Source organism: Variovorax guangxiensis (assembly GCF_003952165.1).
Taxonomy (GTDB): domain Bacteria; phylum Pseudomonadota; class Gammaproteobacteria; order Burkholderiales; family Burkholderiaceae_C; genus Variovorax; species Variovorax guangxiensis.
Window position 1 is genome coordinate 265,490 of record NZ_RXFT01000001.1, and the last position, 22,933, is coordinate 288,422.

A 22,933-nucleotide genomic window follows, 5' to 3' on the forward strand; every position below is an offset into this window, starting at 1 on the left:
CCTCCGGCACGCCGCACCGCCCGCTGGCGCACGCCAGGGCGACCGGAGGCAGGGCCCGCAAAGGGACGCATGGCACGGGCCCGCGAAGCAGGGCCCGGCCTTCGACTGGCCGCGCACTTTCGCGGCACGCGGCGCCGACCGGCTGCGCGCCGGGCATCTGCGCCATCGCCCACAAGAAGCGCGCAGTGGCGTGCTCCATTGCTTCCTGCTCGACTGCTCGGCCTCGATGCGCAACGACGGCAACCTGGCCCGCGCCAAGGGCCTGCTGCTGGCGCTGATGCAGGAGGCCTACCAGCGCCGCGACCATGTCGCGCTGCTGTGCTTCGCGGGCGATGTCGTGGAGCTGCGCCTGCCGCCGCGCCGCGCCAGCGCCTGGAACGACGACTGGATCGCCCCGATCGCGGCCGGCGGCGGCACGCCCCTCGCGCTGGGCGTGCGGCGCGCCGACCAGTTGCTTGCGAAGAGCGGAACCCGGCAGAACTGGCTGTGGCTGCTGACCGATGGCCGCAGCAGCGAAAGCCCCGAGCGGCCCGGGTCGGCCGATGTGGTGTGCGTGGTCGACTTCGAGGCGGCGCGCTTGCCGCTGCACCGCGCGAGGCAACTGGCCGAAAACTGGGACGCGCGCTATCTGGCGGCGGACGGCGCCTAGGCGGGCTGCACGTCAGCCGATGCCGCTTCGGACGGCGTTTCCTCTGGCGGCGCCAGCATCGTCCCCCTGCAGTTCGGCGAACCGCAATGGCAGGGGTACTTCGATGGCGGCGAGCCGTCGTCCGCGGTGAGCGAGTAGTCGATGAAAAGCTCGTCGCCCGCGTCCACCGCCACCAGCGTCTGGAACTTCAGCACCAGTTCGCCGCCCTCGTCGTATTCCTCCACTGCCTCGCAGTTCGGCTCGCAGGAGTGGTTCAGGTGGCGGGTGGCGTTGCCGCCCTTGGCTCCGTCGATGGTTTCGTTGTTCGACAGGGTGAACAGGTAGGTGAGCTGGTCGTCCCAGACCTTGGTGGCGATCTCGGCCTTGGTGTAGCGGCGGCCTTCGTAGAGGCCGAGAAAAGCTTCGGCCGGCAGGTCGCGGGTGGCGAAGGCGCCGAGGCCGTGCACGCCGCTGGGGCCGACACGGACGAAGGGAGTGGACGAGGTTCGCTTGTGGTGCTTCATGGAGGGGAGGAGGGGCCGTCTGGCGCGTTGTTGTTGGCGTTGTCTTGCCGCTGGAGTGTCAACGCTGTTTCGATCCGGCGGATGACAGGCATCTGTTCAGGGCCTGGGTTCGCCAAGGGACGCCAGGCAGCCCACGATCGCATCGGCCGCCTCGTCGAGCCGTGGGCCGGGGCGCATCATCAGGTCGAAGCGCGCCGAGGCGAAGCTGCACACCCGGCCACGCTGGATGGCGGACATGGCGGACCAGCCGGGCCGCGAGGCCATGGCGGATATTTCGCCGAGGGCCGAGACCATCAGCACGTCGGGGTTGGCGCGCACCACGAACTCGGGGCTCATCTTCGGGAAGGGGCCGAGCGTGCCCGGCACGGCATTGCCGAGGCCGAGGCGGGCCAGCGTCTCGCCGATGAAGGAGCTCTCGCTGGCCGCGGCCATGCCGCCATGCACTTCGAAATACACGCGCCGGCCCTGCCAGCCGGCCGGCACGCGGGCCCTGGCTGCGTCCAGCCCGGCGTCGAGCTTGCGCCAGTAGGCCTCGCCCGCGCCGGGGCGGCCGGTGGCGCGGGCCACGGTTTCCATCACCCGGCGCATGTCGGCGTGGGTCTTGGCGTCGAGCGCCAGCACCTTCAGGCCCAGCCGCTCCAGCGGCTCGGCGGCGCGGCTGCGAGGGCGCAGCAGCACCAGGTCGGGCTTGAGCGCGAGGATGCGTTCGACGTTCGCGTCGTCGATGCCACCCACCTGCGGCAGCCCCTTCACCGAGGCCGGCCAGTTGGCATGGCGGTCGATGCCCACCAGCCGGTCGCAGGCGTCGAGCGCGCAGACGGTCTCGGTCAGCGAGGGCATCAGCGACACGATGCGCTTCGCCGGCGCCTGCAGCTCGACCGTGGTGCCCCGGTCGTCCTCCAGGCGGACGCCGGCGCCATGGGATGCCGCGGCGCCCAGGCCCAGGGCCACGAAGGCGGCGGCCTTCGCGACCTGCCGGGCGGCGATGGAGGGGGAGAACGGGAAGGGCTGCAGGGTGGAGGAGTTCATCGGAGCGGAACAGGACGGGCATCGTCGGCGCGCCGGCTATTGTCGTCGCGGCGCGCGCATGCGAAAGCGACGGGCCGCTTCTTCCTCGGCGCGCGCGTCATGCACCTCGCGCATCAGCCCGCGCAGGTCGACCGGGCCGCTCGCCTGCGCGAAGCGGCCGGTCAGCTCCGTCTCGGGGCGCAGCTGGCCTCGCTCGTAGAGGTGCCAGATCTCCTCGCCGTAGTTCGTCTCCAGCAGCGCGGGAGCGAAGCGGCCGAAGAAACCGCGCAGGTTGGCCACGTCGCGCAGCAGCATGCGCTGCGCGTGGTTGTTGCCCGCAGCGTCGACGGCCTGCGGCAGATCGATGATCACGGGCCCGTCTTCTGCCAGCAGCACGTTGAACTCCGAGAGGTCGCCGTGCACGATGCCGGCGCACAGCATGCGCACCACCTCCCTCAGCAGGCTGGCGTGGTGGCGCAGCGCGTCGCGGGGCGGGAAGGCCACGTCGCCGATACGCGGGGCGGCGTCGCCGTGGGCGTCGGTCACCAGGTCCATCAGCAGCACGCCTTCGAGGAAGTTGTGCGGCGCGGGCACGCGCACGCCGGCAGCGGCCAGGCGGTAGAGCGCGTCGACCTCGGCACTCTGCCAGATGGCCTCGGTCACGCGCCGGCCGAAGCGCGTGCCCTTGGCCATGGCGCGCGTCTCGCGGCTGTTCTTCACGCGCCGGTTCTCGGTGTAGTCCACGGCCTGGCGGAAGCTGCGCCTGTCGGCTTCCTTGTAGACCTTGGCGCAGCGCGTTTCCTCGCCGCAGCGCACGACGTAGACCATGGCTTCCTTGCCGCTCATGAGCTGGCGCACCACGGAGTCGATCAGGCCTTCGTCGACCAGCGCCTGGAGTCGTTCGGGTACCTTCATGGGCGCACCTCCCGGCTGCGGAGATAGGCCCGCAATGTTTCGGTGCCCAGCTGGTAGAAGCCGTCGCGCCTGTATTCCGTGTAGCCGAGCCGGTGGTTGATGGAAAGCATCGGCGCGTTGACTTCGGCGTTGTGGGTGTAGGCCAGCGTCACTTCGGGGTGGCGCTCGTGCACGAGCTGCAGCATCGCGGCCTTCACTCCCTTGGCCAGGCCCTTGCCGCGCCATCGTCTGTCGACGGCGGTGAGCCGCTGGTGCATGCGGTCGGGGAATTGCAGGTTCCAGGAGGCCTCGCACACCGCGACCACTTCGTCGCCGTCGAGCAGCAGCACCAGGAAGTGTTCGCCGCCGCGCCGGTCCATGTCGGCGTACCAGTGCGGGAAGTCTTCCAGCTCGTAGCGCAGCGGAGGGCGATCGAGCAGCGTGGTGGGCGCATCGCCCAGCAGCGCGGAGAGCGGCGCCATCAGCGTCGCCAAGCGCTCCATCGGCACACGGCCCGCATGCACCTCCGCGCGCAGTCCGTGGGCGGGCGCGAAGCCTTCGGCCTGCCAGCGTGCAAGCTCGCGCCAGTCGAGATCCGCGAAGTACATGCGGTTCTCGACGCTGCGGTGCTTCTGCGCGGCGCCGATGGCCTGCAGGAAGGCGTGGCCCTCGGGCAGGTGGGTCTTGACGGTCGCGACGGTCTTGCCGCGCGCCTCCATCAGCTGCAGCAGCGCGTGAAGCAGGGCGCTCGCCACGCCCCGGCGCCGGTGCGGGCGCAGCACTCCGCCCCAGGTTTCGAGGAAGGGTGCGAAGGCCTCGTGCTCGGGCGTGCCTTCGCGGCGGAAGCTCGTGCTGAGGCTGCCGATGAATTCGCCATGCGCTCCGACGGCCAGCACGCGGTGGAACTCGTACAGCGGATTGAAGCGCAGCACGTTGTGCCGGGTATCGGCATCGGGGGCAACGGGGTCGCCGGGAAAGTCTTCCGCGGCGCGCACTCGCCAGTAGGTCAGGAAACTGGCCCAGTCGGCTTCGCTCGCGCGCTGGGGATCGAACACCGTTGTCACGGTATGCCGCGCGTTCGCGGCACTGTTTTCAAGCATGGTTGCTGCCTTGATTCGACAAATGAACGGGGCACCGCAGGCACGGGCGTGCCTGCGGCGGCGTCTTGTTTGAATCGGGGCGGTTCGGTGGGCGCTGCGGCCGGTGAGGGTGGCCGCGACGGCTGACCGGCTAGGCGGTCGGCGCTTGCTGTTGAACGATCAGTTCAGATGAGGCCCGACAAACCGCACGATATGGGGGGCATGAATTACGGCGTTTTCCATCTCGTACCTCCTTTGCTGCGTGGTTGTCGAAGCGGTGAATGTAGCGGGCTTGCCGCGTGCTGTGAAGTGCCGCGCGGTTTTGACGCACGCGCCGGATCATCGCGTGGTGCCGGGCCGACCAATTCGATAGACGAAATGCGCGGTTCCGTCGATCGGGTTGTCGGGCGTGAGCGGCCCCTCGGCCACGCGATGGAAACCGGCGCGCTCCAGCACGCGAGAAGAGGCCGCGTTGGCGGCCGACACCGGCACCACGATGCATGGTGCAGCGGGGTAGTCGCGCCATGTGGCATCGACCAGCGTGCGGATCATCGCCGCGCCCAGGCCGCGTCGCAGCGCATCGGGCTCGCCGACGAAGTAGTCGATGCTCAGTGCCGGGCCCGGCACTTCCACCAGCGGCGAGAGTTCGTCGATGTAGCCGGGGTTGTCCTCGAAGGTGTAGCGCTGCACAAGGCCGAAGTCCCGGCCTTCGGTGGATGCGATGTAGATCTCGGCCGTGTCGCTTCCGTCCACCGACGGGCCGAAGTCGTGCTCGATGGCTTCCTGCGATGTCTCGTGGTTCCACCAGCGCGCCACATGCGGCTCGCTGAGCCAGCGCGACAGCATCGCGAAATCGGCACGCGAGAGCCGGCGCAGCGTGATCGGTGCGTCGGCCCTGAACATGCCTTCAGTTCTTCATGCTGTGGACGAGGGAGGCCAGCGCCGACGATATGAAGATCGCCACGATGAAGCGCAGCCAGCCCGACTTGCGCTGCACGAAGTTGCCGATGGCGACGCCGCCCGTCATCAGCCATATCAGCGGGCTGGTTCCCGAGAGGAAGACGCTGACGACGTACAGGGCCTGCAGCATCATGCTGGCGACCCAGCCGATCTGAGAGAGCGCGCCCGGTGCTTGCTTTGCAGCCGGCGCGGCAGCGGGCTGTGCCGTGGCGGGCGCGCGCGCCGGCGCCGGGCTGGCCGCGACCGGTTGCGGGCGTGCCGCTTCCCGCTGCGCCTTCTTCTCTTCCGCTATCTGCTCGGCGGTTTTCTCCAGCACCGGTGCAGCCGCTTCCGCCGGCTGCCACCACGCCGGCCATGGCGCCTTGCCCGCAGCGGACTGCTTGCGGAACTCGCCTGCGCCGAGCCTGCGCTGCGATGCCTGCGTCTTCGGTGCCGCGCCGCCTTCGTGCTTCGCCGCCAGCGCGCGCACGCGCTGCAGATACGGCTCGCCACGCGCCGCATCGGTCATCGCGATGAAGTTGGCATAGCCGCGCAGCGCGCCGATCACGTCGCTGTTGCCGTTCCATTGCAGGCCCTGCAGGCCGTTGCGCTCGGCCTGGTGCAGCACCGCGCGGAAGCGCCGCAGGGTGTCGCGGTCGACCGAGAGCTTGTCGTTGACGACGATGCCCGTCACATGCTGCTGGCGGTGCTTTCGCATCACCTGCTGCTTGTCGGGGTGCAGCGTGAGGCCCTCGCTGGCCACGATCTGCTTCGCGCGCCACAGCAGCTTGGCCGTGTCGCGGCTGTGCTCGGGGCCTGCCGAGAACGTCAGGTCGTCGGCGTAGCGCGTGTAGCGAAAGCCCAGCTTCGCCGCACTTGCCGACAGGCGGGCGTCGAGCCGGCGGCACAGCAGGTTGGTGATCATCGGGCTGGTGGGCGCGCCCTGCGGCAGCACGCGGTCACCGCGCGCGACGAAATAGCGGTTGCCGTCGAGCTGCACCTCGTCGGTCGGCGCCTCGGTGCACACCAGTGCCAGCAGGCTCGCCACCTGCGACGAGTAGCCGAGCTGGCGGAACACGCCGCGCACGCGGCGCATGCCGATGGAGGGGAAGAAGTCCTTCAGGTCGAGGTTGATGACCACGTCGCGGCCCACGTGCGGTGCGGCGTTGGTGAGGATCGAGCGGCCCGGCATGAAGCCGTGCGCGGCCTCGTGCACCGGCATCTTCGCGAGGATGTTGTCGAGCACCCAGTACTGCGCGCGCTTCAGCCGCGGCATGGGCGCGGAGATGTGGCGCTCGCCGCCGCTCTTCTTGGGCATGGTGAAGCGCTGGTAGTGGCTCACGCTCGACACCTCCCGATGCCATGCGAGAAAACGCAGCTCGCCCAGGCCGATGCCCATGGCCTGCGCGAGATCGCTCACGTGGTCCAGCGCGGGCAGGGCGTTGCGGGCCAGTGCCTGGCTGTCGCTGTGCGCGTCGTTGAGGCCGCCGGAGACGCCGTCGCCCACGTAGAGCAGCTCGCGCTGGCGCCGCTCGTGCCATGCAACGGCGCGCGCGTGGCGGCCCTGTGCTGCGCGCTGGCGGGTTTCCTCGCGGCGCTCGCGGGCGCGGGCCATGCGCTCCTTGCGCATGATCTTCAGGGCCCGGTCGCGGTCCTCGATGCCGCGCAGTTCGCTGCCGAGCTTCGAGAGCGCCGTCTGCAGCTCGCCCTCTCGGCGGATCAACTGCTCCTCGACCGTCGGCTGCGCTGCGTCGCGCGGCCAGAAGCCCAGGCGCTGCATTTCCTCGAGGACGACTTCCTGCTTGGAACTCTTGCGGATGCGCTCGTACAGCTCCTCGCGGGTGAGCGCGGAGTCGGGAATGGAAGAAGAGGAGGCGGGAGACTGCATGGTCATGGCGCTGCGCCACCGGCCGATGCACTGCTGGAAGAGAAAGGTTGCGAACGAAGCGGGAATCTCGTCGAAGAGCCTCGGGACTGGAGGGCTCCACTCGACGCCGGATGGCCATGGTGACGCCGATGAGCTTCGAGGAAGCCGCACTGTTGTCGCGTCACCATGGCCATCCGGCACAGTGAAGAGACGTCCAGTGACGCTTGGGAAGTGCTGTATGCGAGGGCGGCGATACGCCGACCGGATTGCAAGAGCCTTCCCGCTCCGTTCGCAAAAAGCAGTGTATCAGCCGATGTGGGCGGTGGTCCTTTCCTGGTCTGTCGTTGTTGTTGTCGTCGTGTTCGCGGTGATCGAAGGCGCGGCCGACAGGCGCAGCGCGAGCATGTGCTCGCACGGCCCCTTGGTCATGCGGTGGCGCACGAAGTGGCTGCACTGGCATTCGCCCGAGGCGATGCGCTGGTCGGCGTCGAGCTGCAGGCTCATGAAGTACTCGCGCTGCCCGGACGCGCCCTTGCACTTGCCGCTGATGGAAACGCCGCCGTCGGCGCGCGCCTGCGTCTTCACGCCCGCGATGCGGCGCGCGCGCACCAGCTCGGCCGCGGCTTCCTCCTCGGGGCTGGCGTAGCGCAGCTTGTCCATGGGCAGCGGCTCGCGGCTGAGCTCGCGCAGCCGCCACACGCCGTGCGCGATGTCGTAGACCACGCGACCGGCCTGCACGTAGCCGCCGAGCGCGGCATCGACCGTGAGCGTCGAAAGACCCGTGGCCGCCGCCAGCTCGGCGGTGGTGGCGCGCCAGCGTTCGCCCAGCGCCGCGAATACGCGCAGCAGGCTGTCCTGGTCGGCCGTCTGGCGCGGCTGCAGCAGCTCGAAGTGGCCGTTGCGCGACCAGTCGTTGGCGGTCCAGCCCGAGAGGCCGAGCGTGAATTCCATGTCGGGCATCTGCGCGACCCAGAAGCTGGGCATGCCCGTGCCCAGCAGGTGCACGGTGAAGCCCTGCGCCACCGGCACCAGCCGCTCGAGCTGCAGCAGGCGGCGCCGGCCCCATACGCGGATGTCGATGTCGGAAGTGGCGCTGTGCGTGGAGCGCGGGCACACCAGCTCGTGGCCCCAGGGCTCGAACACGATGCGCACCGGCTGCCCCGGCCGCAGCACGAAGCGCAGCGAACGCGGGCCCACGTGCTCCTTGCGGCGGCGCAGCACCAGGCAGATGTTGTGGATGTCCATCGGGTGCAGCTGCAGCCGGTGCGCGGGCAGCAGCATCGCGCTGCTCACCTGCAGGAAGCCGCGCACCCAGCTGTCGGGCACGTCGATCTTGGGCTCGTGGAAGGCCGGATCGTTGTCGCTCTGAACCTGGAAGCCGCCGGGGTCGATGGCCAGCCGCGTCGTCTTGTAGTCGCGGATCTTCTGGAACTCGTCGTACAGCGACTCCGAATAGTCGACGTTGGTGGTGCCGTACGCATGGTCGCTCACCCGGTCGAAGATGTCGTGGCTGCACGAGAACATGCCGTAGCTCGACTCGTCCTGGCTGAAGCACTCGAAGAACACGCGGTCGGGGTGCACCGTGATGACCGGGTCGAGCACGAACCACGCCTCGCGGTTGACCTTGTAGAGGTGGTCGAAGTAGCGCTTCTGCGCGCTCATGAAGGGCTGCAGCACCGACTGCTTGCGCTTGCGCAGCTCGGCCAGCTCCTTGCTGATGGGCTCCATCTGCGCCTTCAGCTCGTCGCTGCGCGCCATGAACTGCGCGAGCAGCTGGCCCTCCTGCCCGGCCAGCCATTCGAGGTACGCGCTCTTGTCGCGCGGCTTGAAGCGCAGGTCGCCCACCACCACGTCGTGCAGCGCCGACATGCCTTCGCGAAACGGCAGGTGGCGGTTGATGTCGGCGACGAAGTGCACCGGCGCGCGCAGCGTATCGGGCGCGAACTGCAGCGCGGTGCTGTTGGCCGTGTGCTGTGCGCCTGAATGGCCGAAGTAGCGGTACTGGAATCTCATGCGGCGGGCGCTCCGGTCAGGGCGGAGGAAGAGGGCGGAGGCGCGCGGCGCGGCGCGATGCTGCGCACCGGCGCAGTCTGCAAGGGGTTGTCCAGCCCGGGGAAGGCTTCCTGGATGCTGCGCAACCCCGCCACGTATTGCGCGCGCTCCGTGATCGCGCCGGTCACGGCCTGCCGTGCGAACACGCGGGCGACGATGCGCGCGATGTCTTCCGAGTGCATCGCCTGCGCGGCCAGGAACTCCATGACGCGCGCCTTGGCCAGCCGGCCCCGGTTGGCCTGCGAGAGCACGCTGAGGAAGTAGGGCTCCAGCCGCGCGAGCACGTCGGCATTGCGGCTCGCGGCCGAGGCCAGCCAGTTGGTCACGAAGAGCTGCATGCCCGGCGAGGGATGCTGGCTCAGCTGCAGCATGTAGGTGGTGACGTCGGTCACGTCGAAATGTGTGGTGAGCAGCTCGCGGCCCAGGCGCTGGGCGCCCGCGTCCTTGTGGTCGCACAGGCGCACGAGCAGCGCGGGCGTCCACAGGCTGGATTCGCCCTGGGCGCCGAACCACTGGCGCGCCCAGTCGCGCGCGTCGTCCCAGCGGCTGTCGAAGATGCGCAGCGCGTCGCCGAGCTCGGCGAGCGTGCGTTCCGGCCTGGCGGCCAGTTGTTCGGTGGCCCACTGGCGCGCGGCGGCGGTGTCGACAAGGCCGAAGCTCGCGGTCTGCAGCACGCTGAAGCTGAGAGCGTCCTGCTGAGGCAGCAGCCATGCGCCCAGGCGCTGCGCGCCCTTGCTGCGCGCTTCGAGCAGGCGCAGCGTCACGGCGGGCTCGCCGCGGCGCGTGTGCTCGGCCAGCGGGCCGCACAGCCATTGCAGCAGCGAATCGAACACGCCCTCGGCGGCTTCGGCGCGGAACAGCTCGTCGCGCAGCAGTGGCATCAGCGCGGCGGCGAAAGCCGGGTGCGCGGGCAGCAACTGCGCAAGGCGCGGTGCGACGGCGGCACGCACGACCGGCATCGGGCTGCTGCAGAAGGCGGCAAAGAGTTCGGGCTGGGTGACCAGCGACTCGTCGGGCAGCGAGGTGAAGAGCCTCACGCCGGCGCCGCGCAGCCGCTCGTCGTCGGACTGCAGCAGCCGCGTGAGCACGCTCACCGGCAGGCCCTGCACCGAGGCCGGATGCAGCAGCAGCCACTCTGCGGCGGTGCGCACGACGTCGGGGCTCGCATGATCGAAGAGCGCCAGCAGCCTGTCGAGCGGCGCCTTGGCGGCAGCCGTGCGCAGCAGGCCCTGCAGCGCCCATTGCACGTTCTCGCAGATGGCGTCGAGCTGCGGCTGCGCGGCATCGCAGGCCGACAGCCACGAGAGCAGTTCGGAAGCGAGCACATCGAGCGTCGAAAGGTTCGGCGCGGCGGCCTGCAGCAGCAGGCGCGAGGCGCGGCGCACTTCGGCGTCGGCCGAGGTCAGCAGCATCAGCAGCAGGCCGACCTGCTGGCTGTAGAGGCCCGGGTCCTGCCCGATGTATTCGAGCGCGAGCGTGCGCGCCTCGGCCAGCGGGGAGCCCAGCAGCGCTGGCAGCCAGGGCAGGGGGGCTTCGCCCGCCGCGATGCGCTGGCGTGCGATGTCCAGCGCGAAGCGCGCCGTGTCTTCCCAGGTGCTGGCCAGCAGGCGCCAGACGGTGGGCGCTTCGAGCGCTTCGCAGAAGGGCTTGTTGTCCTGCAGCGCGCGCGCGGCGAAGGCGTGCACGGCGGCGCAGCGGCCCTGCTGCATCAGCTGCAGCAGTGCCTGCGGATGGCGATCCCAGCGTTCGGGCCAGGCTTCGGTGCGGCTCAGGCGCTGCGCGGGCAGCGGCGTGCCGCGGCGCCACTGCAGGCCGCCGCGCTGTGCTTCCCATTCGGGGTCGTGGCGATGCAGCAGCTGCATCAGCACCAGCCAGCGGCTGTAGGGGCCGGTGTGCCAGCTGCGCGGCTCGGGCGTCCAGCGCGACTCGCGCTGTTGGCCGGCGGTGCCGGCTTCGGCGTCGTCGGCCGCGAGCAGCACGCCCATGGCGAGCCGGAGCCAGTCGGCTTCATCGGCCGCGCCGGCCAGGGCAAGCCTGCGCAGGTTGCGCCAGGTGCGGCGGCGCAGGTAGTCGCGCGTGCGCTGGCTGTAGGCGAGACGGCTGTCGGGCCGCACGACTTCCTTGGCGATCTCCACGTAGCGGCCGTTGACCTGCGCCCAGCGCCCGCCGGTGCGGTAGGCCGCGCGCTGCGTCTCGAGGCGCTGGTGCAGCACGCCGAGCAGGTCATAGTCGCCCGCGAACTCCGCGCCCTTGTAGAGGCGCCGCCATGCGCGGAAGCTGCCGGCCGCGAGCTGCAGCGTCGGCGCGATCTGGAGCAGCGCGGCATGCGCGAGCCCGTCGGCGCGGCGGCCTTCGAGCAGCGACAGGTCGAAGAGCTGTTCGACCCAGACGGCGTACTTCAGTCCGTTCCAGAGCGCTGGGTCGGCCAGGTGTTGCTGGAGCAGCGGCATGGCCTGTGCGGCAGGCACTTCGCCCATCGCGGCCCAGGCGCGTCGTAGCGGGGCGGGCCAGTCGTCGATGATGCGCGCCGCCTCGGCTGCGCGCTGCTCCTCGGGCCAGAGTGCGAGCGCTGCCCATCGCGCGGCGCGCGTGACCACCGGCGTGCGGCCGCGCTTCGACAGCTCGCGCATCGCCTCGAAGGCGCCAGCGTCGCCGCATCGGCCGACGGCCCAGGCGATGCAGTAGTCGAGCATCGGCTCCCCGGTCTCGATGTGGTCGATGAGCTGCGGCACGGCGGTAGCGAGCCGGCGTTCGCCGATGCGCCACACGACTCGGGTGCGGCGCACCGGCGGCAGCAGCCGCCATGCGTCGGGGCGGATGGCTGCCAGCAGCACGGCGTCGCCGGGGTGCGCGATGGCGGTTGCGGTGGGCGGGGTTGCCGCCGGAGCCGGTGCGGCGGAGCCTTCGGGCACATAGCCCTGCGCGATCTGCGCGGCAACGGCATGCTCGAATGCGGTGCTGGCTGCCTCGAAGGGCAGCGGCGACGGGGTGAAGACCGTTTCCTTCCATTGCAGCCCGTCGCGGCTGGTGCTCACGTGCACCACATGGCCGGGAGCTTCCGGCAGGGCGAACAGTTCCACTGTGCTGAAGCCGGCGGCGCCTGCCGCGCCGGGCTTCGTGCGAATCAATTTCTCTGAGCGAATGCGCTTCACGCGGAGGCCTCCCCTGCCTTCGGTTGGTGCTTGTGCTGCTTTCTTGTGTCGCCGCGCATCTTAGCGGGCGTTTGCGGAGTTCACGGCGATCACTTCGCTCGTGCCTGTGTAGCATGCGCGCTCCGGCAACCACGCAGCGATTCTCCAGATGTCGAACACCGCGCAGACTCCGCAGTCGAGCTTTCTCTACTTCACGGGCGCAGGCTCGGACAAGGTCTACCAGGTGCACCTGCGTCCCAAGGACGACGGATGGGTGGTCGACTACGGCAACGGCCGGCGCGGCGGCACGCTATCCACCGGCACCAAGACCAGCAGCCCGGTCGCCTACGAGGCCGCGCTGAAGATCTACGACAAGGTCGTCAAGGAGAAGACTTCCAAGGGCTACACGACCGACCAGTCGGGCGCGCTCTACACCTCCACCGACCTCGCCGGCCGCGTGAGCGGCGAGCTGCCGCAGCTGCCCACGCTGATCCTCGAGGAGCAGGCCGCGCGCTACTTCGACGACCCGAGCTGGGGCCTGCAGGAAAAGGCCGATGGAGAAAACCGCATCCTGCTGATCGAGGGCGAGAGGGTGCGCGGCACCAACCGGCGCGGGCTGTTCGTCGACATTCCGCAGGCATGGGTCGCAGCGGTTGCAGCACAGCCTGGGCGCACCGTGATCGCGGGCGAGCACGTGGGCGATGCCTTCATGGCCTTCGACCTCCTGGAGTTGCACGGCGAGGACCTGCGCGGCGCGCCCTTCATCGAGCGATTCGGCCATCTGCGCACGGTCGCGCCGTCGATGCCGTGGATCAGCCTGCTCGAACTCGAGCTCACGGCCGAGGGCAAGCGCCGCCGTGCCGCCGAGCTGCTGGCCGCGCACGGCGAAGGCTATGTGCTCAAGTCGCTCGACGCACCCTTCGCCGCGGGCCGCAGCACGAGCAGCCTGAAGTTCAAGTTCAACCAGAGCGCGACCTGCGAAGTGATCCGTGTGAACGCCCAGCGCTCGGTGGCCGTGGGACTGCGCGACGTTGGCGGCGAGATGGTCGACCTGGGCAACGTGACGGTGCCGCCCAACGAGGCGCTGCCGGCCGTGGGCACGCTGGTGGAGGTGCGCTATCTCTACCGCTATGCCGGCGGCAAGTTCGAGCAGCCGGTCTACAAGGGGCAGCGGCCGGACATGACCTCGGAAGACGCTGTGTTGTCGCAGGTCACGCGCATCAAGGACCGAAGCGCGGCGGCTGGCGACGACGACGCCTGACGCCGGCCATTCAGCCTAGCGCCGCGCGCAGCCTGGCAGCGAGCCGGTTGGCCTCGGCGGCGGTCGCGATGTTGGTGAAGCCCATCAGCAGGCCCCGCGCGCCGGGCCCCGAGACGCCGCGTGCCGACAGCGGCTGGCAATTGAGCCCGGCCTGCTGCGCGCGACGGGCCAGCGTCACGTCGTCTTCCTCGTGCCCGTCGAAGCGCGCGATGAGGTGCATGCCGCCGCTGCGCAGGTCGACGCGCACCGAATCGCCGAAAGCCTTCTGCAGTCCGGCCACCAGCATCGCGCGGCGGCGCGCGTAGAGCAGGCGCATCTTCTTCAGGTGGCGCGGGAAGTGGCCCTCGCGCATGAAGTCGGCCACCGCTGCCTGCGTGCTCTGCGGGCTGCCGTTCGACCATGTGCGCGCCGCTTCCTCGAAGCGCGGGCACAGCGATTCGGGAACGACGAGGTAGCCCAGCGCCAGCCCGGGGAAGAGCACCTTCGAGAAGCTGCCGGCGTACAGCACGCGGTCGTGGCCATCCAGGCTCTTGAGCGCGGGCAGCGGTGCGCCGGCGTAGCGGTACTCGCCGTCGTAGTCGTCCTCGACGATCCAGGCGTTCGCCTTCGAGGCCCAGTCGAGCAGCTGGAGCCGCCGCGCGAGCGTCATCGACACGCCCAGCGGTGCCTGGTGTGAAGGCGTCACGACAGCCATCCGGGCTTCGGGCGCCTTGCGCAGGCCGCGCGCGACGACGAGGCCGTCTTCGTCCACGGGCACCGGCACCGTGCGATGGCCGGCGGCGCGCAACACCTCCTGCGTCGGCGGAAAACCGGGGTCCTCGATCCATACGCGCTCGTCCTTCTTCAGCAGCGTGCGCGCGACGAGCGCGAGCGAGGCGCGGTAGCCGCCCGTCACCAGCACCTGCGAGGCATGGCACGAGACGCCGCGCGACACCTGCAGGTAGGCCGCGATGGCTTCGCGCAGCGGCGGGTAGCCGCCGGGGTCGCCGTAGAACATGTCGGCCGCGTTCATGGCCCGCGCGCGGCGGGCGGCGAGGCGCGACCACAGCTTGCGCGGAAACGCATCGAGCGCCGGGATGCCCAGCTGCATGAGCGGTGGCTCGCCCGGGTGCTTGAGCGCATCGGGCGCCGGCTTGTCGATGCCGCGGGGCGGCTCCCGCCTTGCCGGCCGATGCTGCGGCAGCGATGGCGACACCACCGTGCCCGCCTGTCCGCGAGAAGAGAAATAGCCTTCGCCGGTCAGCTGGTTGTAGGCGGCCTCGATGGTGCCGCGCGCCACGCCGAGCTCGGCCGCGAGGCTGCGCGCCGAGGCGACGCGGTCGCCGGGGCGCAGCGTGCCTTGCTCGATGGCGCTGCGGTAGCGCTCGTAGATCTGCCGGAACAGCGGCGTCTTCCTGGCCCGGTCGATTCCCGGTACGTCCTTCGGTGCTTGGGGCTGGGTCATCATGGCCTGGTCGTTTTGGCGAATCTTGGCTCTTTTGGATGGGGCATCGTAGACCTAAGCTCGTCCTCATGGACAGCCTGGAAGGAAGAATGCAATGAGCGAGAAGGTATTTCTGGCGGGAGCGACCGGCGCGGTGGGCGTCGCGCTGGTGCCGATGCTGATCGAGGCGGGCTACACCGTTCACGGCAGCACCCGGCGCGCGGACCGGGTGGGCGCATTGGAGGCGATGGGCGTGCACCCGGTCGTCGTCGACGTGTTCGACGCGGCGGCCCTGCGCGAGGCGCTGGTGCGCATCGCGCCCTGGGGCGTGATCCACCAGCTCACCGACCTGCCCAAGGACCTGGACCCGGCCCGCATGGCCGATGCCGCCGTGCTCAATGCGCGAGTGCGCACCGAGGGCACGCGCAACCTCGTGGCCGCGGCGCAGGCGGCGGGCGCGAAGCGGCTGGTGGCGCAGAGCATCGCCTGGGCCTACGCGCCGGGGCCGAAGCCCTTCACCGAAGCGCAGCCGCTGGACATCGGGGCCGAAGGCGCGCGCCGCGTCAGCGTGGGCGGCGTGGCCGCCCTGGAGCAGAGCGTGATGGGCGCACATGGCATGACCGCCACGGTGCTGCGCTACGGCCAGCTGTACGGGCCGAACACTTCGACCGAGACATCCAGGGGCCCGAGCCCGCTGCATGTGGAAGCCGCCGCGCGAGCCGCCTTGCTGGCGCTGCAGCGCTCCATGGGCGGCATCTTCAACATCGCGGAGGACGGCAACGAAGTCAGCAGCGAGAAGGCGAAGCAGGCGCTGGGCTGGCGGGCCGAGGCGCGGTCGGGAGCCACGCCGTGAATGCGCTGCCGCTGTTGATGCAGCGCCGCGCGGGCATCGGCTTTGCCGCGCTGGCGTTCATGGCGGCGGGCTGGGCCTTGCTGCCGCATGCGAGCAGGCAGTCGACGGCGCGGCTCATCGACGACATCTGCAGCACCGTGAGCCGCCCGATGTTCTCGTCGGCGCCCGCGCCCGAAGGCTCCGCCGCCGCCGCGCGGCCGCGCACCTCGGTGAAGGTGATCTCCTGCGAGGCGCTGCCCCATGTGCCCGGCAAGTCGGTGACCACCGCCATCGTCGACTTTCCGCCCATGGCCTATTCACCGGCGCACCGGCACCCGGGCTCGGTGACCGCGATCATTCTCGAAGGCACGGTGCGTTCGCAGCTCGCTGGCGGACCGGCGGGCGACTACAGGCCGGGAGAAACCTTCTTCGAGCCGCCCGGCACGCTGCACCTGTTCGCGGAGAACCCCGATCCGGTGAAGCACGCCAGGCTGGTGTCGGTGTTCGTGACCGAGGAGAACTGCGGCCCGCTGGTGCTGCCGCCCTGATCAGGCGGTCGCTTCGAAGGCCGCGTGATACGCGACTGTGCCCGATGGCATCGTGCCGTTCAGGAGCAGCGCCTGGAAATACTGCGGCGGTACGCCGGGGTAGACCAGCGCGGGCGTTGCCGCGAAGCCGAAGCGGCCGTAGTAGGCCGGCTCGCCCAGCACCACGCAGCCGGCCGCGCCCAAATCGCGCAATGCAGCCAGCGCCTTGTTCACGAGCTGCGTGCCGATGCCTTGCCCTTGATGTTCGGGCGCAACCGAAACCGGCCCGAGCCCGTACCAGCCGGGCGAGTCGTCCGAGATGCGCACCGGCGATATGGCGACATGGCCGACGACTTGCCCGCCGGCAATCTCGGCAACGAGCGAGACGGAAAGCTGGCCGGCACTGCGCAACGCGTTGACGATGAATTGTTCGGTGCGGCTCGAGTGCCCGGCATCGAGAAATGCCGCGGCCGTCACTGCCTCGATGGCTGGCGCGTCGGACGCCGCTTCGTTCCTGATCGTGATGTTCATCGTGGTCTTGCGGCTGCCGGCTATCGCATCTTCTCGCCGTCGCGCACCGATTCGACAGCGCCGTTGTAGAACCGGACGATGCCGAGGAAGTTGCCCTGGCCCCGGTGGTACACCCAGTCTTCCATCGGCACGCACTGCTGCGTCACCACCTGCTGCGCCGGGCCGCCCGGGTAGGGCGAGAGCACCCACGCCACCTGCGGCCGGGGCACGCAGACGAACTCCTTCGACATCGGCTCGCCGCATTTCTGCACCACCGAGAACTTGGAATCGCCCACGCCGGAAAGCGTGCCGCCGCAGCTCAGCGACTGGGCCGATGCGCCGCCGGCATGCATGAGGGCGAGAAGACAGAAGAGGGCGCTTGCGGCGAATGTGCGCATGGTGCGAATGGACTCCTTGTGCGGGCTGGGACCGTGGCCGGCTCCGATAGTTTCCCCGGGCTTCATCAGGACCTCGGCCCGCGCAGTCTGGCGACTCCGAAGCCCAGTGCGATGGCCGCGCAAAGAAAGACAAGCAGCGTCAGCCAGATAGAGCGCGTGAACGCATAGGTTCCCAGCGCCGCGCCCGATGACAGCGCGACAGCCAGCCATTCGAGCACCGGGTCGATCCAGCTCCTGGGTTTGCTCTTGCGTTCCTCCGCCTGCCGGGCGTTTCCTTGTTTGCGAGGCGCTCGCTGCCTCGGGTCGGGAAAGATGGCTCTCACCGCCGGCGTGGGCCAGGGGCCGTCCGGCGAGGCGCCGATGCCCGCGAGCTGCCAGACCGGGTCGGTGTCATGGCGCGAGAGATCGGACACGAGCCCGGCGAGCGCGCCGGTGTCGTTCAGCTTGTCGACGAGGGCCAATTCGGAGCGAAGCCACGGCTCGGCATCGGCGGCATCGGGCAGGCCTTCGGTCCGCAGCAGGATGTGGTCCGCGAAGCCTTGCGCGGTCCAGGCCTCGAAGCCTTCGTAGAGAGGCCTGTATCGCTCGCCGATGGCCGCGACGATGGCTTCGCGCCGCGCAGCGAGCCGCGACAGCGCCGTGGCCTTGTCCGTGACTAGATAGGGGTAGGCGGCTTCGGGGCCGTAGTCCTGCAGGCACTCCTCGCGTTCGATGGCGCTGTCTTCGTCATCGATGTCGTAGGCCTCGACGAAGCGTGCGTGGCGAATGTCGCCTTCGCTGAAGAGCGCCCGCCAGAACAGCGGGAAGAAGGCGTTGGCCTCCAGTTCCCCGCCGTGGCCGAAGAAGCCGCGCCACTCGTTGCGGCTGCCTTCGGGCATGCGTGGCAGCTTCGAGCTGGAAAGGTAGACGGGGTGGGACATCTTTTTCTTCTTCGCTCCAGGATGGCCCCGGGAGGGGGCGGGCGCCATCTTACGGGCGGGTGCGCGGATTACGCCCTTGTAATCCGCGCGAAAGGCGGTGGCCGGATGGGCTTTCCAGAATCCGGTGCGTCGGTTTGACTTCTTTCTTATTCATTCGCCAATCGTCCATCGCGTCCATCGTCACTTCAAGGAGCATCGAATCATGAAACACGCATTCCTCGCCACCTCCGCCTTCGCAACGCTGCTGGCTTTGTCCGCCACCGGCGCGTCGGCCTCGGGCTCGCACAGCGACGCCATCGGCAAACCCGGCGTGGCCGCCAAGGCGACCCGCACGGTCGAGGTCGACATGACGGACAGCATGCGCTTCACGCCCGCCGACATCATGGTCAAGAAGGGCGAGACCGTGCGCTTCGTCGTGAAGAACTCGGGCAAGCTGAAGCACGAGCTGGTGCTCGGCACTGCGCAGGAACTGAAGTCGCACTACGCCGCGATGATGAAGAACCCCGAGATGGAGCACGCCGAGCCGAACATGGTGACGCTGGCGCCGGGCAAGACGGGCGAAGTCGTCTGGCAGTTCACGAAGGCAGGGAAGGTCGATTTCGGCTGCCTGCAGCCGGGGCACTACGACGCGGGCATGAAGGGTGTGGTGAACGTGGCCAGCGCCGCCGGCAAGTAGGCCGAGTGAACGAGGCCCACGTCGGGCGGTTCAGCCTCCGACGGGAGAGCACAGCTCGACCAGTGTGCCGTCGGGGCAGCGCACGTAGGAGACCACTTGGCCCCATGGCTTGGCAACTGGCGGCGAAAGCTCGGATGCGCCGGCCTCGATGGCACGGTCGTGTGCCGCCTGGACATCGTCCGTCACGAAGGCGACCTCGATGCCCAGCGGCTTGACCGACTCCGATGCCGCCACATGCCCTTGCGGAAAATTCGAGTCCGCAAATGCATGCGCGGCAAAGGCGAGTGTGGTCTCCCCCGTGGCCAGTTCGCCGTAGGTGCCGGATTCGTGGAGGAACCTCCTCGCGAAGCCGAATGCCTGTTCAAAGAACTGCAGGGAGTGGGTGACGTCGGGAACGTAGATGACGGTGTAGCCGAACTTCATGGTCGATGGTGCGTGCATGGGTGGTGAGCGACAGAAACGGAATTCCGCCGAGCCGCACTCTACTGAGCTACACGCGCGCATCGACAAGAATCCCCTTGAGTCCCAAGCGTCTCCTCCTTGCTTTCAGCTTTGCCGTGATTGTTTCCACCGCATGAACACCGCGGTTCTTTTTGCTTCGGGTTTTTACCTATCCGCGGGCTCACAATTCATCTCACAGACCAGCCCACGACAAACAAGCCAGTCTGGATGAACAGGCCCCGAGCGAGGTGGCTGCCCCCGAGAGGGACGGCGCCCCACCCAAGACCGGTTCGAAACCATCCCGTATGCAAAGAACTGAATTGAAGGAAATCCAAATGACCGCCTCGAAGCTCCTCTCCGCCATCTCCCTCGCCCTGCTGGCCGCTGCCGGTGCCGCCCATGCCGAAAGCTATGACGGCGTGCATCAGCTGACCTCGGCCGCCAGCCGTGCCGACGTTGCCAGCCAGGCTGTGGTCGCCGCGCGCAGCGGCAACCCGTATGCAGACGGCGCCAACCAAGGCCCCGTGCAACTGATCGCATCGACCACCAGCCGCGCCGCCGTCCGTGCCGAAGCAGTGGCCGCTGCCCACAGCGAGAACCCGTATGCCGAAGGCGTGACCTCGCGCGTCGCGCCGGTATTGGCCAGCGGCCTCGATCGCTCCACCGTGCGTGCCGCTGCCCGCGCGGCGGCCCGCGGTGACGCACTGCCGCTGTAATCGACCCCAGCGCTGGAAGAAGCGCAAAAGAAAAAGCCGGGCCCTGCGAAAGCGGGGCCCGGCTTTTTGTTTGCTTTGCTGAAAGATGCGTGCTCGCGTGCAATGGTCAGTAGACGCGCTCTTCGATCGGCCCGACGCGATCGGGATAGAAGGCCACATAGTCCTTGAGCTGCGAGACCGAGTCGTACGGCGACTCGTAGGTCCACACCGCATTCACCGAACGCTCGCCGCCGGCCGGGATGCTGTAGTAGTTGCACTCGCCCTTGTACGGGCAGTAGGTTGCGTGAGAGGTGCGTTCCAGCAGCGACATCTTCACGTCCTTGCGAGGGAAGTAATGCACGGTGCCGAAATGGGCTTCACGCACTGTCAGCGCCTCGCGGGTATCGGCGACGATGCAGCCATCGACCGACACCACCACGCGCAGCGGGTTCGGTGTGATGGTGATGGGATGGTCGGGGCCGGGGGTCTTGATGGTGCGCTCTGCTGTAGCGAACATGGAAAGCTCCTTAGTCCTCAGGTCAGATCGGGTGACACAAGAATCGGGGGATGCGCATATTGCCGCGACCGGATGTCGATTTGAAGTCCCCCGAAAATCAGCCCATTCCCGACGTGGTTAAAGGCCGAATGCCCGTCAGAAGCGCTCTGCAAGCCTTTCGGCTTCATTTCGCGCCCGGGCCAGCGAGGCCGCGACAGCCTGCGGCGATGCGAGCGTCGGTGCCGCCGCTATCTCGGCAACGTCGTGGATTCCGAGGAAGCCGAGCCAGGCGCGCATATACGGTTTCTGGAAATCCTTATCGTGCGACGGCATGCCTACCGGATAGTCGCCCGCACTCGAATAGACGAGGGCTGCACGCTTGCCGCGCAGCAGTCCGCTATAGCCTTCCTGGGGCGTCCAAAACCAGTTCTCGCCGGGCAAGGTAACGATATCGATGTAGTGCTTCAGTATGTAAGGAATGCCGAAGTTCCACATCGGAAGGCTGAAGACGTATTTGTCCGCGGCATTGAAGGCGCGCGCGAACTGCACGGCGCTCTGCCAGCGGCGCCTCTGGTCCTCGGTGGCACTGGTGGAGCGCAGCACCGCGAACTTGGCTTCGATCATCGTGGCGTCGAAGGCGGGCAGGTCCAGGTCCCAGAGGCGCAATGTCTCGACTTCCACCTCGGGATGCAGCGCCCGATGTTGCTGAAGGAAGTAACGCGCCGTATCCGCGGAGCGCGATCTCTCGCCGGAAGGTGATGCCTCGATGTGCAGGATGCGTGTGGTCACGATTGTGTTTCCTTTCCGCATCACCCATTGACCAGGCGCAGGCCCACGGTGCCGCCGATCACCATTGAGATGCATGCAAGCCGCGCGGCGGAGAGCGCTTCGCCGAAGAAGAGCACGCCCATGAGCACGACGCCCACCGAGCCGATGCCGGTCCAGATCGCGTAGGCCGGCCCCAGCGGCAGGTAGCGCAGCGCCCGTGCCAGCAGGTAGATGCTGAGCAGCGCGGTCAGCACGCCCACCACCGAGGGCACGAGCCGCGACCAGTCTTCCGATTGCTTGAGCGCGGCGGCCATCGCGATCTCGACCAGGCCCGCTGCCAGCAGAAATATCCAACCCATGAAAAAACTCCTTCGTTGTCGTTGGTTGCTGAAAAGAGGAACCGGATAATTCCGGCCCGGGCACCGAGCTACAAGTACGCACCTTCTGGTAACCATGGGAAATTCAAAGATGCCGTCGAAGAAGAACCTGGATGTGGCAGAGGCGGAGGCAGAAGCCGAGGCAGCCTCCGCCGACGTGTGGAGCGCGGACTGCCCCTCGCGCCGCGTCCTGGAACTCATCGCCAACAAGTGGGCGCTGCTGCTGATTCCGCTGCTGCGCGGCAAGCCGCAGCGCAACAACGAACTGCTGCGCAAGGTGGGCGGCATCTCGCAGAAGATGCTCACGCAGACCCTGCGCGACCTGGAGCTCAACGGGCTGGTGCTGCGCGAGGATCACCAGACCGTGCCGCCGCACGTCGATTACAGGCTGAGCCCTCTGGGCCTGTCCCTGAGCAGGACGCTGATCGCGGTCGACCGATGGGCCGAGGCCAATCATGCGCAGATCGATGCCGCGCGGGAGGAGGCGAGAAAGTGAAGATGAAGAACCCGCTCCCGTTTCTTGCCGTCTTTCTGTTCGCCGCCGCTCTCTCCGCGGGCGCATGGGCGCAGCAGCAACAGGCATGGCCCTCGAAGCCGGTGCGCGTGATCGTGCCCGCGCCGGCCGGCAGCTCGCTCGACCTGATCGCCCGCACGCTCGCCGACCGCCTGCGCGTGATGTGGAAGCAGCCCGTGGTGATCGAGACCAAGGCCGGCGCCGGCGGCCTGATCGGCATGGACACCGTGGCCAAGGCGCCGCACGACGGCTACACGCTGGGCATCGGCTTCAACGGGCCGATCGCCTTCGGACCCTACATGTACGCCCGCATGCCCTATGCGCCGGCGCGCGATCTCATCCCGATCGTGCTCACCACCTCGCAGCCCAACGTGCTCGCGGTGCAGGCCGACAACCCCGCGAACACGCTGCCCGAGTTCGTCGAATGGGCGAAGAAGCGCGGCAACAGGTTCAGCTACGCGTCGGTGGGCGCGGGCAGTTCGTCGCACCTCACGATGGAGCTGTTTCGCAGCGCGACGCACATCGAGGCGGTGCACGTGCCGTACTCTGGCTCGCCGCCGGCCGGTCTCTCGCTCGCGGCCGGCGACACGCAGGCGCTGTTCACGGTGGCGCCCGCGCTGCTGCCGCTGATCCAGGGGCAGCGCGTGAAGCTCATCGCCATCACGAGCGCGAAGCGCTCCGAGCTCATGAAAGACCTGCCGACCGTGGCCGAGTCGGGCTACCCCGGATTCGAATCGCTGGCCTGGAACGGCCTTTTCACCGCTGCCGGCACGCCGCCCGAAGTGGTGCAGCGCATCAACGCCGACGTCAATGCCGTGCTGCAGGAGCCCGCGGTGCGCGAACTTCTGGCCAACCAGGGGCTGGTGGCGGGCGGCGGTTCGCCCGAGGAGTTCAGGGCCTTCATCGATGCCGAGGGGCGCAAGTGGGGCGCGATCATCGCGAAGGTCGGCATCCGGCTCGACCAGTGAGCGGC

General features: G+C 68.8%; 24 protein-coding genes. 8 read left to right on the forward strand and 16 right to left on the reverse strand.

Annotation, left to right across the window (positions count from 1 at the left end; genetic code table 11):
• The first annotated feature begins 190 nt into the window (after window positions 1-190).
• Window positions 191-649, forward strand: a complete 459-nt coding sequence (locus EJP67_RS01275; protein WP_240650459.1) for a vWA domain-containing protein — start codon at window positions 191-193, stop codon at window positions 647-649.
• Here the strand turns inward: EJP67_RS01275 and EJP67_RS01280 are convergent.
• From EJP67_RS01280 to EJP67_RS01315, 8 genes are all read right to left on the reverse strand, one after another.
• A complete protein-coding gene (locus EJP67_RS01280) occupies window positions 646-1,152 on the reverse strand; it encodes an SET domain-containing protein (RefSeq protein ID WP_126018595.1) in 507 nt (168 codons plus the stop codon). The genes EJP67_RS01275 and EJP67_RS01280 overlap by 4 nt on opposite strands.
• A gap of 96 nt (window positions 1,153-1,248) precedes the next feature.
• Window positions 1,249-2,181: an ABC transporter substrate-binding protein gene (locus EJP67_RS01285; protein ID WP_126018598.1), complete on the reverse strand. Its 933-nt coding sequence runs from the start codon at window positions 2,179-2,181 to the stop codon at window positions 1,249-1,251.
• Between the two features lie 36 nt (window positions 2,182-2,217).
• Window positions 2,218-3,075, reverse strand: a complete 858-nt coding sequence (locus EJP67_RS01290) for a PA4780 family RIO1-like protein kinase (protein ID WP_126018600.1) — start codon at window positions 3,073-3,075, stop codon at window positions 2,218-2,220.
• Window positions 3,072-4,154: a GNAT family N-acetyltransferase gene (locus EJP67_RS01295; RefSeq protein WP_126018602.1), complete on the reverse strand. Its 1,083-nt coding sequence runs from the start codon at window positions 4,152-4,154 to the stop codon at window positions 3,072-3,074. Before EJP67_RS01295 ends, EJP67_RS01290 begins: the two co-directional genes overlap by 4 nt.
• Window positions 4,155-4,472: 318 nt before the next feature.
• Window positions 4,473-5,036: a GNAT family N-acetyltransferase gene (locus EJP67_RS01300; protein ID WP_126018605.1), complete on the reverse strand. Its 564-nt coding sequence runs from the start codon at window positions 5,034-5,036 to the stop codon at window positions 4,473-4,475.
• Window positions 5,037-5,040: 4 nt separating this feature from the next.
• The gene (locus EJP67_RS01305; RefSeq protein ID WP_126018607.1) at window positions 5,041-6,966 is read right to left on the reverse strand and encodes a reverse transcriptase family protein; all 1,926 of its coding nucleotides are present in this window, start codon (window positions 6,964-6,966) and stop codon (window positions 5,041-5,043) included.
• A 279-nt stretch (window positions 6,967-7,245) separates the two neighbouring features.
• Window positions 7,246-8,952, reverse strand: a complete 1,707-nt coding sequence (locus EJP67_RS01310) for an SWIM zinc finger family protein (protein WP_126018609.1) — start codon at window positions 8,950-8,952, stop codon at window positions 7,246-7,248.
• Window positions 8,949-12,143 carry a PI-PLC domain-containing protein gene (locus EJP67_RS01315; protein ID WP_126018611.1) on the reverse strand — a complete coding sequence of 1,065 codons (3,195 nt, stop codon included), beginning with the start codon at window positions 12,141-12,143 and terminating at the stop codon, window positions 8,949-8,951. The genes EJP67_RS01310 and EJP67_RS01315 overlap by 4 nt, the downstream gene beginning before the upstream one ends.
• Window positions 12,144-12,291: 148 nt before the next feature.
• Between EJP67_RS01315 and EJP67_RS01320 the strand changes: the two genes are divergently transcribed.
• Window positions 12,292-13,383 carry a DNA ligase gene (locus EJP67_RS01320; protein ID WP_126018614.1) on the forward strand — a complete coding sequence of 364 codons (1,092 nt, stop codon included), beginning with the start codon at window positions 12,292-12,294 and terminating at the stop codon, window positions 13,381-13,383.
• A gap of 10 nt (window positions 13,384-13,393) precedes the next feature.
• On the opposite strand, the gene pdxR is transcribed toward EJP67_RS01320, so the two are convergent.
• Window positions 13,394-14,830 (reverse strand): MocR-like pyridoxine biosynthesis transcription factor PdxR, encoded by a 1,437-nt coding sequence (gene pdxR, locus EJP67_RS01325; protein WP_126018616.1) that lies wholly within the window; start codon window positions 14,828-14,830, stop codon window positions 13,394-13,396.
• Window positions 14,831-14,921: 91 nt separating this feature from the next.
• Here pdxR and EJP67_RS01330 point away from each other — a divergent pair, with 91 nt between their 5' ends.
• Together EJP67_RS01330 and EJP67_RS01335 are read left to right on the forward strand one after the other, a co-directional pair.
• On the forward strand, window positions 14,922-15,659 hold the full coding sequence (locus tag EJP67_RS01330) for an NAD-dependent epimerase/dehydratase family protein (RefSeq protein ID WP_126018618.1): 738 nt from the start codon (window positions 14,922-14,924) through the stop codon (window positions 15,657-15,659).
• Window positions 15,660-15,676: 17 nt separating this feature from the next.
• Window positions 15,677-16,186, forward strand: a complete 510-nt coding sequence (locus EJP67_RS01335) for a cupin domain-containing protein (protein ID WP_126020341.1) — start codon at window positions 15,677-15,679, stop codon at window positions 16,184-16,186.
• Here EJP67_RS01335 and EJP67_RS01340 read toward each other — a convergent pair whose 3' ends face one another.
• The 3 genes from EJP67_RS01340 to EJP67_RS01350 form a co-directional block, all read right to left on the reverse strand.
• Complete coding sequence (locus tag EJP67_RS01340; protein ID WP_126018620.1) at window positions 16,187-16,696, reverse strand: GNAT family N-acetyltransferase; 510 nt, start codon at window positions 16,694-16,696, stop codon at window positions 16,187-16,189. It abuts the gene before it with no gap.
• A 20-nt stretch (window positions 16,697-16,716) separates the two neighbouring features.
• Entirely contained in the window at window positions 16,717-17,073 is a 357-nt protein-coding gene (locus EJP67_RS01345) for a DUF2845 domain-containing protein (RefSeq protein ID WP_126018622.1), read from the reverse strand.
• A gap of 65 nt (window positions 17,074-17,138) precedes the next feature.
• Window positions 17,139-17,993: a hypothetical protein gene (locus tag EJP67_RS01350; RefSeq protein WP_126018624.1), complete on the reverse strand. Its 855-nt coding sequence runs from the start codon at window positions 17,991-17,993 to the stop codon at window positions 17,139-17,141.
• A gap of 202 nt (window positions 17,994-18,195) precedes the next feature.
• Between EJP67_RS01350 and EJP67_RS01355 the strand changes: the two genes are divergently transcribed.
• Window positions 18,196-18,669, forward strand: coding sequence for a cupredoxin domain-containing protein (locus EJP67_RS01355; protein WP_126018626.1), 474 nt, complete (start codon window positions 18,196-18,198; stop codon window positions 18,667-18,669).
• A 30-nt stretch (window positions 18,670-18,699) separates the two neighbouring features.
• On the opposite strand, the gene EJP67_RS01360 is transcribed toward EJP67_RS01355, so the two are convergent.
• Window positions 18,700-19,092, reverse strand: coding sequence for a VOC family protein (locus EJP67_RS01360; protein WP_126018628.1), 393 nt, complete (start codon window positions 19,090-19,092; stop codon window positions 18,700-18,702).
• Between the two features lie 353 nt (window positions 19,093-19,445).
• Here EJP67_RS01360 and EJP67_RS01365 point away from each other — a divergent pair, with 353 nt between their 5' ends.
• Window positions 19,446-19,826: a helicase SNF2 gene (locus EJP67_RS01365; protein ID WP_126020343.1), complete on the forward strand. Its 381-nt coding sequence runs from the start codon at window positions 19,446-19,448 to the stop codon at window positions 19,824-19,826.
• A 106-nt stretch (window positions 19,827-19,932) separates the two neighbouring features.
• Here the strand turns inward: EJP67_RS01365 and EJP67_RS01370 are convergent, their stop codons facing one another.
• The 3 genes from EJP67_RS01370 to EJP67_RS01380 all read right to left on the reverse strand — a co-directional run bounded on the left by EJP67_RS01370 (window position 19,933) and on the right by EJP67_RS01380 (window position 21,428).
• On the reverse strand, window positions 19,933-20,322 hold the full coding sequence (locus EJP67_RS01370; protein WP_126018631.1) for a DUF427 domain-containing protein: 390 nt from the start codon (window positions 20,320-20,322) through the stop codon (window positions 19,933-19,935).
• Between the two features lie 135 nt (window positions 20,323-20,457).
• A complete protein-coding gene (locus EJP67_RS01375) occupies window positions 20,458-21,090 on the reverse strand; it encodes an FMN-dependent NADH-azoreductase (RefSeq protein WP_240650460.1) in 633 nt (210 codons plus the stop codon).
• A 20-nt stretch (window positions 21,091-21,110) separates the two neighbouring features.
• The gene (locus EJP67_RS01380) at window positions 21,111-21,428 is read right to left on the reverse strand and encodes a DMT family transporter (protein ID WP_126018637.1); all 318 of its coding nucleotides are present in this window, start codon (window positions 21,426-21,428) and stop codon (window positions 21,111-21,113) included.
• Window positions 21,429-21,522: 94 nt separating this feature from the next.
• Between EJP67_RS01380 and EJP67_RS01385 the strand changes: the two genes are divergently transcribed.
• Both EJP67_RS01385 and EJP67_RS01390 read left to right on the forward strand, forming a co-directional pair.
• Window positions 21,523-21,942, forward strand: a complete 420-nt coding sequence (locus tag EJP67_RS01385) for a winged helix-turn-helix transcriptional regulator (RefSeq protein WP_240650461.1) — start codon at window positions 21,523-21,525, stop codon at window positions 21,940-21,942.
• A 2-nt stretch (window positions 21,943-21,944) separates the two neighbouring features.
• Entirely contained in the window at window positions 21,945-22,928 is a 984-nt protein-coding gene (locus EJP67_RS01390) for a Bug family tripartite tricarboxylate transporter substrate binding protein (protein ID WP_126018639.1), read from the forward strand.
• The last annotated feature ends 5 nt before the right edge of the window (window positions 22,929-22,933 follow it).